Below are 13,812 nucleotides of genomic sequence, written 5' to 3'. Positions count from 1 at the left end.
TCGCTCGCTTCGCTGACTCAAGCAGACTAAAAAACGCCAGAGCAACCATAATAGTCGTCCACACGCATTCTTTTTCCGTGTGTTCCGTGTGTTCCGTGGTTTGAGTGCCACACCAAACATCTCTACCAACAAAAACACAATCTGTATGAGTATAGAGTAATTCCTGAAATCAAATCTGGAGTTATATTTTAACCATTCCTAAATTCCATTAATTTTTAATTTTTAAACAGTGGTGGGAAAAAAATGAAATTATTCGGATCTTCAGGGATAAGAGGCATAGCAAACGAAGAGGTTACTCCCGAACTTGCGCTTAAGGTCGGACAGGTGCTCGGAAAGACAAAGAAAAGTGCGGTAATCGGAAGAGACCCGCGGATTGCGGCCCCGATGATCGAGCACGCCCTGATTGCGGGGCTGACCTCGGCCGGCTGCGACGTTACGAGGGTCGGGCTTGTGAGCACGCCCACTCTTGCCTGTGCGGCCAGGGATTATGAATGCGGGGTAATGGTTACGGCCTCCCACAACCCTTCGGAATATGTGGGCATAAAGCTCTGGAACCCGGACGGTATGGCCTTTGACTCGGCCCAGCAGGAGGAAATCGAGGATGCGATTGAAAACGAGGCCTTCGGCCGCGCCACCTGGGACGAAATGGGCAGGGTTTCGGAAGACGAAAAGGTAATCAGGGACCATATGGAGCTTATCAAGGCTGAAGTCGGGGGGGCTTCCCTGAGGGTTGTCCTGGATTGCGGCTGCGGGGCCGGGGGGACGATTACCCCTTACCTTTTGCAGGAACTGGGCTGCGAGCTCATAACCTTAAACGCTCAGCCCGATGGTCATTTCCCGGCCCGGAACCCGGAACCGAACGACGCGAACCTGTCCCTCCTGAAAAAGGCGGTCGTGGACTTTGAGGCCGACCTCGGGCTTGCCCAGGACGGAGACGCGGACCGCCTGATGGCCGTGGACGAAAAAGGAAGCTTTGTCTCAGGCGACGAGCTGCTCGCTATTTTCGGCCGTTACGAGTGCGGAGAGACCGGGGGGATCGTGGTTGTCCCTGTGGACACCTCCATGCTGGTGGCCGATTCCCTCCCGAAGTCCAAAATTTTAAGGACAAGGGTTGGAGACGTCTATGTCGCCGAAGGAATCAAAAAACACGGGGCCGTCTACGGGGGAGAACCCTCGGGGAGCTGGATTTTCCCGCGCCTCTCCTACTGCCCGGACGGGATTTATGCGGCCGCCAAACTTGTCGAGATCGTGAAGGACAGAAAACTCAGCGAACTCCGGGCGGAACTTCCGAAATACGCCACCCGAAGGGGAGCCATCCCCTGTGCAAACGATAAGAAAGCCGCCCTTATGGAAGAGGCCGGAAAGCGGCTAAAGGCCCTCGGTGAGGTCCTGACAATCGACGGGGTCAGAGTCGAGACGGAGGAAGGCTGGGCACTTGTCCGCCCCTCGGGCACGGAAGCCAAGGTCCGGATTACCGCCGAGGCGAGAGACGAGGCAGCTGTGGAAAGGATTTACGCAATCGCTGAGAAAATTGTCCGGGAAGCTCTCAAATGAAAGCCGTAATCCTTTTAGCAGGCAAAGGCACCAGGATGCAGCCCCTGACCTCGGCCTGCCCGAAGGTCATGCTCCCTGTGGCAAACAAACCGATCCTGGAGCACATCGTGGATGCGGGCGTGGAAGCCGGCCTTGACGGTTTCGTCTTCATTACCGGCTACCTGGAAGAACAGATAAGGGACTACTTCGGAGACGGGAGCAAATGGGGCGTGGAAATAGACTACGTCCATCAGGAAAAGCAGCTCGGGACGGCTGACGCCATAGGCTGCGCCCGGGGCTATGTGGAAGGGGCCTTCCTCGTGCTCAACGGGGACATGCTCGTAAGTCCAGAGGACCTGAAGGCCCTTGTCTTAAGAAAAGAGGATGCGGTTATCTGCGTAAAGGAAGTCGAAAACCCCCAGGATTTCGGGGTGCTGGAAACCGTTGGGGAAAAGGTCACAAGGATTATTGAAAAGCCCAAAAACCCGCCCACGAACCTGGCAAACGCCGGAATCTACCTTTTCCACGCCTCAATTTTCGACTACATCGACAGGACGAACCTTTCGGTCCGGGGAGAACTTGAAATCACGGATTCCCTCCAGCTCCTGATCGACGAGGGTGCAGCTGTTGGGTACAGGCTCCTGGAAACCGAATGGATCGATATTGGTTATCCCTGGGACCTCCTGAAGGCCAACGAGTACCTCATGAAAAGTCTGAAGGGCCACTCCGAGGGGACGGTTGAGCCCAACGCCACCATTAAGGGAGAAGTCGTGATCGGGAAAGGCACGCTTATAAGAAACGGGGCCTATATCCTGGGTCCTGTGATTATCGGGGAAAACTGCGACATCGGCCCGAACTGTTTCATCCGCCCCTCAACCGCAATCGGAAACAACGTCCACGTAGGAAACGCCGTGGAGCTCAAGAACACGATTCTCATGGACGATACGAAAGTGGGCCACCTGAGTTATGTAGGCGACAGCGTCCTCGGCCACCGCTGCAACTTCGGGGCCGGAACAAAGGTCGCAAATCTGAAGCATGATGGGAAAAACGTCAAGGTCCGGATAAAGGGGAAAATCGTTGACTCGGGCCGTCGAAAACTTGGAGTTATTATGGGGGATGACGTGCATACCGGGATTAATACGAGTATTAATACTGGAGTAATGCTGGAGAAGGGGAGAGGAACTAGGCCGGGAGAAGTTATTTTGAGGTGAAAAGGAAGGGGTTGGGGGGCTTCTTCTGTTCATATCTTTTATTTTTTTGATCGAGTTCTAGGATTAAGCTGGTTTTTCAAAAACGGGGATCTCAACGCCGTAGTACAGAGTGGGCGACATATTTCAGGAAATGGCGGCAAAACAAAGAGAAACGCAATATCGGCTCGGCCGTTTCTCCAAATAAATCTTACAAAGGTGTTTATTCAATCGCAACTTATTCGGTAAATATTACAGGTTTGGAACCTTTCAGCCCTTATTCTCTTTTCTCTCTGTCTCCTTTCCTTCAATTTCCTAACCCCGAAGTATAAACTTTGAAACTCTTCTCTTTGATAGGTAGTTTATGATGCCGAATTGTAGGGAATGCCTTTTTGAAAAAATCTCGAAGCCGGAAAAAAAGGCAATAGCATAAGATCACTTAGTTTGATGTAGTTAGTTGCTCATATAATGAAGGGAGATACAATAAAAATGCAAACACTGATTACTTTTAACATATCAATATACCTAAAATGAGGTTTGAGTTTATGGGTCTTTATTTATAAGTTGTTGTATAAATTTATAGTAAAGTTGGGATACTGATTTTTAATATTTCAATGTTTTTCAAGGTATACGGAGTCTTCAGATGTGAAAAAAAGAACTTCAATCATTTATGAAACGAGAGGACGAGCGAAAGAGTATTGTGAGCTAGCAGCTAACCTTTATCGCGGGTGTGATCATGGTTGTACTTACTGTTATGCTCCTTCTGCAACGTTCAGAAAAAGAGAAGATTTTCTAAATGTAACTGTTAGAAAAGATGTTCTAGAAAAATTTGAAAAAGATGTTGTTGTTTTATCTAATGAAAATGAGATACGTTCCGTTCTTCTATCTTTCACAACCGACCCATACAATCATCTTGATGTTGAAAAACAGCTAACAAGAAAAGCAATAAAATTACTATTAGAACATAACTTGAAAGTGCAAATTCTCACGAAAGGGGGTAAAAGATCAGAAAGAGATTTTGATTTACTTGCCAATAAACTGGATTTATGTATGTATGGTGCGACTTTAGTTTTCACGGATGAAGAAATGAGAAAAGAAATAGAACCCTTTGCAGCTCCTACAAATGAAAGAATTAATTCTCTTAAAAAGGCACATGATTTAGGTATATTTACTTTTGTTTCACTTGAACCCGTCTGGAGTCCAGATCAAACGCTTGAACTTATTGATCTCACTCAAGAATTTGTTGATTTCTATAAGGTTGGGAAACTCAATTATAACAAATTGCAAAAATTGATAGACTGGAAAAAATTCAAGTTTGATGTGATTCAAAAACTTGATACATACAAGAAAGATTATTATATAAAAAGAGATTTACAAATTACCTAAATACATCTTCGAAATATTTATATTCCATTCATTTCATTCTTGAATATATGGTGCAGGAATTTAAGGAAGTGAGTGGGCATATTTGCGAGTTAGTTAAATGGCACAGCATTCAAAAACACGAATTCTTAAAAAATTATTTGAGCATCTGGAAAAATCAAGTTGGGAACAAGGCTAGTTTTATACCTTCACTTGATATCATAGACTTATATGCATCTTGGGGTTGGTGTCACTGTGAAGAAAATGACAAAACTTGGCCTGGCACAGCACTTTTAGCTGCAGAATGCTTAGAAGAATATGAAAAAGGTAGACTTCTTTTCCTAAATACCTATCATGGAGACAATAATATCTTAAAATTGCAAAAGCAAAATTTGATAGAAAGTTTAAAAAGTTGCAATGTTCAAAATATAATTAGTACATTGCCAATAGAAGAAGCAGTTGATAAAGCATTAGAAGTTGTCAACTTGAAATATCCTACTCTTTGGCTTTTAGATCCATATGGACCAAAACAACTTCCTTGGACGGTAGTAGAAAAAATATGTTCTGTAGAAAAGAAATATATTGATAAGAAAAATCGTGAAAGAAGCCGTCGTCCAGAGGTATTAATCAGTCTAATGACTTCTTCTCTTCAAAGAGAAATTAATAATGAGTCACTTATTTGTAAATCATTAGGTATTAATAAAACTAAGTGGCAAGAGCTTGAAAGTCTTGCAAAACACGGTAATACAAGAGAAGTCCTCGTTGGAGCATACATTGATTGTATGTCTAAATTTTATGAGAAAGCACCAATCGTTTTTAAGGTTCGTGGAACTTCCGGAATTATCGTTTACACATTACTTTTGTTCACTGATTCTCCTGCAGGAAACTATGTGACTAAGTTACAAAAAATTCCTGAAATGGAGAAATGGTTAGAAATAGAATGGAATGGAAATGCAAAAGAAATTGAGGCTAAAAGAAAACTTAAGCCGGGTCAAAAGTCTTTGTTTGATTCTTTTTAATTTTTCTGATATTTTCAATATTTTCATTTGTCTCCTGAATTCACTGATAATGATCAAGCAAAATCCAGATGATTTAAACTTGTTTCACTAATTTTAAGCGCATATGCCAAATTTCGCAAATATATTATGTAAGATGATTGCGATTTTGATATTAGAACCGATTCTATATGTGCTTAAGCTTAAGCGCATGATTCATATGGAGAGACACTAATCACCTAAAAATGCAAAATTCAAATTCAATATCAAAAAGTCTCAAAAAACAAGTTTCAGGATAATCTGTTATATATATCGCCAAGGATAGTATAACTTTTTGTTTCATCTTGTCGATTTACAATCTCTATAGCGATTTTCCGTCTTTTTTCTTCATATTCTTTGGCATTCTTTAAATATTCGATGTTCTTCTCGTAAGAACCAAGACTATCATAAGCTTTGCTAAGGCTGGCATAACATTTTGATTCACCTAGTCTGTCACCAGTTTCTAAGCAGAGTTTTAGGCTTTTTTCTTGGTATTCGATATTCTTCTTATACTCACCAAGACTATGATAGATATTGCCAAGGTTATTATAACATGTAGATTCCCCTTGTCTGTCGCTAATTTCTAAGCAGAGTATTAGGCTTTTTTCCTGATATTTGATCGCATTTATATAATCACCAAGGCTATGATGGAAGTTGCCAAGGTTACCATAACATTTTGTTTCACCCTCTCTATCACCAATCTCTTTGCAGATTATTATGCTTTCATTCAGGTATTTTTTGGCATTCTCTAGACATTCGTCGTTCTTCTCGTAACCACCAATACTATGGTAGGCAACACCAAGGTTATTATAACATGTAGATTCCCCTTGTCTGTCGCTAATTTCTAAGCAGATATCCCGACTTTCTTTTTGGTATTTGATGGCATCCTTAAAATTACCAAGACTAAAATAGGCGTTGCCAAGGTTAGTATAACATTTTGATTTTCCTTGTAAGTTAGATTCTCCTTGTCTGTCTTCAATATCTTCCCATATTTTTAGGCTTTCTTTCTGGTATTTGATATCCTCCATAAAATCTCCGAGCCTATAATAGGCAACACCAAGGTTAATATTACAGTTTGCCTCTCCTTCTAAGTCGTTAATATCTTTCCATATTTTTAGGCTTTTATTTTGGTATTCGATGGCCTTCTTAAATTCACAGAGATTGTGAAAGGCTTTGCCAAGGTTAGTATAACAGTTTGCTTTACCTACCTTGTAGTTAATCTTTTGGCAGATTTCTAAGCTTTTTTCTTGGTATTCTTTATCCTTTTGATAATCACCAAGCCTATTATAATCGGTGCCGAGTTTAGTATAACATTTTGCTTTTTCTTTTTCCCCGTCATCAAGATTTTTACAAATTTCCAATATTTTTTCTTGGTATTCAATGTGTTTTTTGAAATCACTTGTATTAAATAAAAAGTCTCCAACTTTATTAATTGCGAATATTATATCTCTGTCTATATTTTCATCTTGAATTGATATCTCCTTGGTTTTCTTGGTTAATCCTATAATATTTGATAAATGGGGCAGTAAGTGGTAATATATATCCCTATTTTCTTTTATATTGATATCATCTGGCAATATTGCATTAATTGTTTTGATAAGCGATCCAATCCATATATTCACTTCATCCTTGCCTATGTTATCCCTGGTAACGAGTTGTACAAGCCTATGCACTGATACATATCTTTTTCGCGTTGTATGAGTGAATAGCCTATCAGGGATGATATTGCCCTATTCATTTTTAATCCGTCTGAAAAAAGTATATCGCCGTTCCACGGGAGATGATCAGAGCCTTTTTCAATTAGTTTTATTGGAATACCCTCAGGAGCCATAAATGCACAGAGAGTTAATAGATATACTCCATCACGACACGATTCTTCAACTGCTTTTATGGAGATCAGCCATGTGGTTTCAATAGTATTACGGTAATTGTCCACTTTGCTTTCCTTTTCCTTAAAAAGATCTACTTTATATTTCTTAAACAACTCTAAATACTCGGATATTGTACTACAACTTTTACTTTTAATATATGCACAAGCTTGTGTGAGGGCTAATGGAAGGTCGCCAAGTTCAGCTGCCAGTTTATCAGCATCACCTACCATTTCAACTGCTAATTTATCAGCCACTTGTTTATCTCTCACATCTCTAAGTAAAAATTTTATTATATAGTCTATTGACTCGCTACGATAAAATACATCTACTTCGATAACTTTTGTCACGTTTTGCCAATTCGGGTTACGGGAAGTTACAAGGACGCGACCTGTCTTCCTTTTAGGCAAGTAATCGTTAATGTCTTCTATTCTAAGTGCATTGTCAAAAATCAGCAGCCAATCTATTTGCTTTTCCAATTCAAGTCTAATTCTTTTGATACGTTCTTCATTTTTCATCTCTTTGGGAAAGTGGATCTTAAAGTGTTCTTTCAAGTCTAAATAATCCATTTCAAGGTTGTGGCGGCTTTCCGCCCTTAACCACCATATACTTTCAGTATCATTACTGTGTTCGTGTGCATATTCAATTGCAAGTTCCGACTTACCAACACCCCCAAGCCCGCTAAGAACCACAATTTCCACTGATTTTCCATTGCTGGATGAAAGAGAATTTTTAATATCATTTAATATAAAATCCCTACCAACAAAAATTTGATTTTTAGGATGAGTTAAATTACAAAAATGTCCATTTTTACTGGATACCTCCTCTTTTAAGCTCTCTAAGGTATCATATTCAGGTTCATTTATATTATTTACAATTTTAGTTATGTCTATTAAATTTTTTAGTACAATTTTGGGATCTTCATTATGAAACAAATTTAGAAAATCTTTTAATGTAACCGAATTTTTGCAGATATTAACTTTTACCTTTTCATAAATCTTTTCTAAATTAGCATCAAATTCAGAATTTGCTGTAGAATCATATATATAAATATCTGAATCTTTGCTAATATTTTCATTTGCCTCTTCGGGAGAATTACCCTTTTTAGTGTTATCTTTTTCAAGTCTTAGGATAAGGGCAGTAGGATAGAAATAGCATTTTCTTTTATATGTAGTATCACTAATTTTATATTTTTTACATACATGTCTTTTCATAACTCTATCTGAAAACCTCCCAACTTTTTCTTCTTCTAATATTTTTCGATCGACTAATTTTTCTACTATTTCTACTGCCTTTATTGGAGATCCTTCGTTCTCATAAAATAAGTTATATATAATATCCATTAAACTTTCTATAGGAATTGTGTTGTTTTCATATTTTATATCACCATGAACGGGCTCCGAAATATTTCTAATTAAGTAAATTTTACTTTTTTCTTTTGAATTATCTTTCATAAAAAACATTTATGCTCATCCACTTATAACTATTTTACTATATGTTTTATAAAATGCTGCATATATAATAGGGTTTTATTTTTTACAAGCCTTGTGCACTTGAGAAACTCTAGCAGTTATGTAAAATTTGAGCATTCGATCCCCATACCCTGTTATACCCCATTATAGTTATCAACACCCCAAATATTGTATAATTGATGCATCTCTCGATAATTGAGGGTGCTCTATTAGAGCTTACATACTGGAGACACAAAATCAACTGTACTAAATATTACAGTTTGAGCTTAAATTCTAGACATTTAAATATTTAATGCTATTGATTTTCAAGTTAAGTTATGTAGGTCTTCCACAGATTACAAGAGAAGTAGCTACATTAACTGATAAGTCAGGAAATACTTCAATAAATGTCTATAAATTTGCTCACGATGCAGTCCTTCAAGTTTGAATATTATATTGTAAGTGGACAAAGGAGGTTAAACCAATGAATTTGGGGATATGGATAAGATCAGTAGTGATCATGACGATTTCTTTAATTTTAAAATCTGTAATTGCGTGTGCAGATATTAACAATTCTGATTATTCCGTTGATGTTCACAATACGAAAAAAGGACTTAAAAAAGCAGTTACTACATTGACCATGCTCTCCATGGTTCTTTGCGTAGTAATTACCCCAGTTCAAGCTGAACAGAGTAACATTGCAGAATTACCAGTTGCTAATTTTTTTGCATTTTCTACCTCTGGAGATGCACCATTTGAAGCACCATTTTTCGATACAAGCAAAGGAACTCCAACTTCATGGTATTGGACTTTCGGAGATGGAACCAGTTCGACTAAGCAGGATCCAACTCATACTTATTCAAAACCTGGAAGGTATACGGTAACGCTTAAAGTAACTAATGCTGCAGGCAGTTATAAAGTAACAAAGTCCAATTATATAACAGTGAAAGGATCCATAACGGATACAGGACAAAAACCGGTTGCTGATTTTGGTGCATATATCCCTTCTGGAAATGTACCACTTAACGTAATATTCTTCGATAACAGCAAAGAAAAACCAACTTCATGGTATTGGTATTTTGGAGATGGAGCTACTTCCACTAAGCAAGACCCAGCGCACACCTATTCAGAGTCTGGAAGCTATACAGTAACACTTACAGTAACTAATGATGCAGGCAGTGACAAGGAAACAAAATACAATTATATTATAGTGGATTTTACAAAAAATACACCAGAGAAACCTGTTGCAAGTTTCAGCAGTGATGTGACCTCAGGAGACAGTCTTTTAAAAGTAAAGTTTACTGATGAGAGTACAGAAACTCCTACTGGATGGTATTGGACTTTTGGAGATGGAGATATCTCAAAAAAGAAAAATCCAAAGCACACGTATTCAGAACCAGGAACCTATACAGTATCACTTACATCAGTCAATGCTGCAGGCAGTAACACAGTAATAGAATACAATTATATAACAGTGAAAGAGCCAATAAAGAATCCTGTTGCTAAGTTTTCTGCAACTCCTAAATCAGGAATCGGCCCTTTGACTGTTGAGTTTACGGACAAAAGTACCGGAAGCCCTACCGACTGTTATTGGGACTTTGGAGACAGCAGTACTTCTGATTCTGAGAATCCTATTCATGAATATTCTCAAGCTGGAACTTATACGGTGAGGTTGACAGCAACTAATGATGCAGGCAGTGATGAAGAAACAAAATATGACTATATAACAGTAAAAGAGCCAGCAATTGATACAGAACTCACAACTAATACAGGACAAAAACCGGCTGCTGATTTTGATGCCTATGTTCTTTCTGGGACCGCCCCATTTAAAGTAGTATTTCTAGATGAGAGTAAAGGAAAACCAACTTCATGGAACTGGGACTTTGGAGATGGAACTGAAAATTCAAAAAAGCAAGATCCAGAGCACATCTATTCAAAACCAAGAAGCTATACAATAAAACTTACGGTAACTAATGATGCAGGCAGTGACGAGAAAACAAAGTATGATTATATAACGGTAACAGCTCCTACAAAGAATACAGAATCACTATTATATGAAGCAGAAAAAACGGTTGCCAAGTTTTCTGCAACTCCTAAATCAGGAAACACACCTCTAACAGTAGAGTTTACTGATGAGAGCACAGAAACACCAACTTCATGGAACTGGGACTTCGGAGATGGAACAGCAAATTCAAAAAAGCAAGATCCAGAGCACATCTATTCAAAACCAGGAAGCTATACAATAAAACTTACGGTAACTAATGATGCAGGCAGTGACGAGAAAACAAAGTATGATTATATAACAGTAACAGTTCCTATAAAGGATACAGAAACACTATCATATGAAGCAGAAAAAACGGTTGCCAAGTTTTCTGCAACTCCTAAATCAGGAAACACACCTCTAACAGTAGAGTTTACTGATGAGAGCACAGAAACACCAACTTCTTGGTATTGGACTTTCGGAGATGGAGCTACTTCAACCCACCAAAATCCAACTCACACCTATTCTAAAGCTGGCTCTTATACGGTGAGGTTGACAGCAACTAGTGATGCAGGCAGTGACAAGGTAACAAAAAATGGTTATATAAAGGTAAAAGCGTCTACAAAGGATACAGAAATAAGCACAGGCAAAAGTGTTTCATTAAGTTATCTTCAACTAGCTGCAACTTCTGATCCCGCAAGACCTCAGGGAGAAACAACTCCTGAAGCTACTGATTCTGTGAAGATTGTTGAAGCTGCTTTGGTTGAAGAAGGATTGCTTAATGATAAGTATGCATATGATGGAAGTTATGGAATTGCTACTATCAAAGCGTATAAGAAATGGCAGAAGTCTATTGGTTCTGCGGAGAAATATTGTGATGGAATACCTGGAGAGAAAGACATAACCAAGCTTGGCAACAAGTATGGATTTACAGTGGATACCTCTACAGTTTTTGAGTCAAACGTAGATATAAATCTGAATACTCCTGATTATAAACAGCCAACTCAAACTACAACACAAGAACAGCCTCAGATATATCGAATCGATCCGAATAGTGGAAGAGCTGAGTGCGTGAGTCACGAAGATGCACAGTCTCAGTTGCACCTTTCAGATCAACAATTCAACAGTGAACTGCGCAAGGGAGAGGTTTTGATTCTTCGGAATGGTAGACTGAGCATTTCCGCTCAAGAAACCATCGGCCAGATAAACGATCCGTCTAGGGCAACTCCGTTGATGGCATTTGCGATTCGCAAATTACAACAGGATGTGACGATAGGTGTATTTCCATCCTACTATTACGAAACTTTCAGTCGAGCCGTCATCAGGGAAAGTATTAGACTAAATGGCGCTGACGAGGGTATTGAAGCAGTTGGCAAGGCTTTTGGATCTAAGGATTTCTCACAAGGACTAGCAGCATTGCATTTGTATGAAGCACTAGCCAGAAGGGACGAAAACACTGGCTTCGATAAGGTTCAGCATTTTACTGCATCTGCAGTTTTGGAGTTCGAAAACACCAAAATAGTAACTGATATTGAGCAGTATGGAAAGGAAATATTCCGCGACGAAATTCCGAGTTTGTTCAAAGACACTGATGGCTATGACCCAAATGACATGTTAGCTAACAATCGAGGGCAAGCGTTTGGAGCGGAGCTTTATCGACGTTATCACCCGAAATCTAACCTTATCGGCGCTACTAAGGAATGGTTGAAAAACAAATTCGAACGGGGCTTAACGCGTGAAAGTTCCACAATGAATACTGAATCCAAAACGAATACAGAGGAAAAACTGGTTGCCAAGTCAGAAACAAGCGGAAGCAAAACTGTTTCATTATATTATCTTCAACTGGCTGCAACTTCTGACCCCCAAAGAATCCAAGGCGGAACAACACCGGATGCTGTTGATCCTGTGAAGATTGTTGAAGCCGCTCTGGTTGAAGCTGGATTCCTCGCAGATAACTCCTATGCAAGGGACGGAATCTATGGAACTGCTACTATCAAAGCATATAAGAAATGGCAGAAGTCCATTGGTTCAGCGGAGAGGTATTGTGACGGAATACCAGGAGAGATCGAACTGACAAAACTTGGTAATAAGTATGGATTTACTGTGGGTACCTCTGTAATTACCGAAAAAAATAAAGAAACTTCTAAAAGTAAATCAACTTATGATAGAAAAGCAGCAGTAGAATATGCCCATAAATATGTAGAACCACTGAAAGGAGATGATCCAAACAATAAGGACGCATATAATAAAGATTACTATCCATTTGATTCGGACTGCACAAACTACGTTTCTCAATGTCTTTATGTAGGAGGTTGGAAGCAGATAGTAAAGGATGATAAGCGGAGCTCCGAAACATGGTACTTTGAGAAGTATGAACCAGGGGAGCATTTTTGGAACAGAAATATAGAAATATACAGTTATACATGGACTGTAGCTGATTATTTTTATAAGTTTTGTTCCACACACCCTGACAGAGCAAAGAAAGTTCCCATAGAAAAAAATAGCAAGGGTCTTTTAGAAGTTAAGGTTATGTTAGAGGTTGGAGATATTATACAGATGGATGGAACTGGCAAAAATAAACCAGATGGAAGATGGGACCATTCAATGATTATTACCAATATATCTAATGGAGAGTTGTACCTATCAGCTCACACAACCGATCGAGAAGATATATCTTTGAGCAAAATTCAAAAGGGAAATCGCAATGCTAAGTATGTAGGCTGGCACATAATATAAAAAAGTCAAATCTGTAGGACATAATAATTTTTTGATAAGATAGTAATTAAAAAAATGATTACTATCTTTTATCCTGCTTTCAGCAGGTCGACGTTAGAAATTAAAATAATTTTCCTGATATCGTTTTGTGAACAGTTGGTAAATATAATTATGTTTAAGACTGGTTAACGTGTGGCTCAACTCCCTCAACGATATAAATACTGAACCATTTTTTCATTCAAGTTTATTATGAGATACCATGTATGGATCATATGTTAACCTAATAACTACACACAATTATGGAGAAAAATCCTAAAATCACAATCAGTAAAAATTATGAAAAATTAAATGTCAACATGCCGAATATAGGTCGCAGCCTTCTTGCCGACCCCCATGGCGCTGATGACGGTTGCGGCCCCTTTGACGACGTCGCCGCCTGCAAAGACGCCGGACTTTGAGCTTGCGCCGGTTTCAGTTTCGGTTTCGGAAATGACTGTGTCCCACCTGTTTTGTTCAGGGCCTTTGGAACCTTTGACTCAGCTTTCAAAGAAGAGCTATTTTTGCCTTGATTTGCCACAAAAATCAGTGGCAAGGAAGATCCGTTAAAAAAAATATTTGTAAGGCCTAAGTTCTAAATTACATTTAAAAAGCCTATTGTATCTGTTTTTTGAAGAAATATCT

The 13,812-nt window shown here is 39.2% G+C and carries 8 protein-coding genes; 6 read left to right on the top strand and 2 right to left on the bottom strand.

The genetic code is table 11. The annotated features are described in order from the left end of the window. The first annotated feature begins 243 nt into the window (after positions 1-243). The 4 genes from glmM (at position 244) to tcmP (ending at position 5,101) form a co-directional block, all read left to right on the top strand. Entirely contained in the window at positions 244-1,554 is a 1,311-nt protein-coding gene (gene glmM, locus ACZ5QV_RS01410) for a phosphoglucosamine mutase (RefSeq protein WP_464600890.1), read from the top strand. Next, the gene (glmU, locus tag ACZ5QV_RS01405) at positions 1,551-2,744 is read left to right on the top strand and encodes a bifunctional sugar-1-phosphate nucleotidylyltransferase/acetyltransferase (RefSeq protein ID WP_464600889.1); all 1,194 of its coding nucleotides are present in this window, start codon (positions 1,551-1,553) and stop codon (positions 2,742-2,744) included. The genes glmM and glmU overlap by 4 nt, the downstream gene beginning before the upstream one ends. A 621-nt stretch (positions 2,745-3,365) precedes the next feature. Continuing rightward, positions 3,366-4,106, top strand: coding sequence for an SPL family radical SAM protein (locus ACZ5QV_RS01400; RefSeq protein ID WP_464600888.1), 741 nt, complete (start codon positions 3,366-3,368; stop codon positions 4,104-4,106). 68 nt (positions 4,107-4,174) lie between these two features. Next, the gene (tcmP, locus tag ACZ5QV_RS01395) at positions 4,175-5,101 is read left to right on the top strand and encodes a three-Cys-motif partner protein TcmP (RefSeq protein WP_464600887.1); all 927 of its coding nucleotides are present in this window, start codon (positions 4,175-4,177) and stop codon (positions 5,099-5,101) included. Between the two features lie 266 nt (positions 5,102-5,367). On the opposite strand, the gene ACZ5QV_RS01390 is transcribed toward tcmP, so the two are convergent. Together ACZ5QV_RS01390 and ACZ5QV_RS01385 are read right to left on the bottom strand one after the other, a co-directional pair. Then, entirely contained in the window at positions 5,368-6,789 is a 1,422-nt protein-coding gene (locus ACZ5QV_RS01390) for a tetratricopeptide repeat protein (protein WP_464600886.1), read from the bottom strand. Then, complete coding sequence (locus ACZ5QV_RS01385) at positions 6,750-8,438, bottom strand: NB-ARC domain-containing protein (protein WP_464600885.1); 1,689 nt, start codon at positions 8,436-8,438, stop codon at positions 6,750-6,752. The genes ACZ5QV_RS01390 and ACZ5QV_RS01385 overlap by 40 nt, the downstream gene beginning before the upstream one ends. A 481-nt stretch (positions 8,439-8,919) precedes the next feature. On the opposite strand from ACZ5QV_RS01385, the gene ACZ5QV_RS01380 reads away from it, so the two are divergent. Both ACZ5QV_RS01380 and ACZ5QV_RS01375 read left to right on the top strand, forming a co-directional pair. Next, positions 8,920-13,152, top strand: a complete 4,233-nt coding sequence (locus ACZ5QV_RS01380; protein ID WP_464600884.1) for a PKD domain-containing protein — start codon at positions 8,920-8,922, stop codon at positions 13,150-13,152. A 278-nt stretch (positions 13,153-13,430) separates the two neighbouring features. Continuing rightward, a complete protein-coding gene (locus tag ACZ5QV_RS01375) occupies positions 13,431-13,589 on the top strand; it encodes a hypothetical protein (protein ID WP_464600883.1) in 159 nt (52 codons plus the stop codon). Positions 13,590-13,812: the final 223 nt, after the last annotated feature.

This window comes from Methanosarcina baltica (assembly GCF_055394095.1).
This window is presented reverse-complemented; position numbering and strand designations above follow the sequence as displayed.

Bases quoted from the DNA above. Each gene is read 5' to 3' on its own strand.
- glmM (WP_464600890.1), top strand. From the start codon at position 244: ATGAAATTATTCGGATCTTCAGGGATAAGAGGCATAGCAAACGAAGAG.
- glmU (WP_464600889.1), top strand. From the start codon at position 1,551: ATGAAAGCCGTAATCCTTTTAGCAGGCAAAGGCACCAGGATGCAGCCC.
- ACZ5QV_RS01385 (WP_464600885.1), bottom strand. From the start codon at position 8,438: ATGAAAGATAATTCAAAAGAAAAAAGTAAAATTTACTTAATTAGAAAT.
- ACZ5QV_RS01380 (WP_464600884.1), top strand. From the start codon at position 8,920: ATGAATTTGGGGATATGGATAAGATCAGTAGTGATCATGACGATTTCT.
- ACZ5QV_RS01375 (WP_464600883.1), top strand. From the start codon at position 13,431: ATGGAGAAAAATCCTAAAATCACAATCAGTAAAAATTATGAAAAATTA.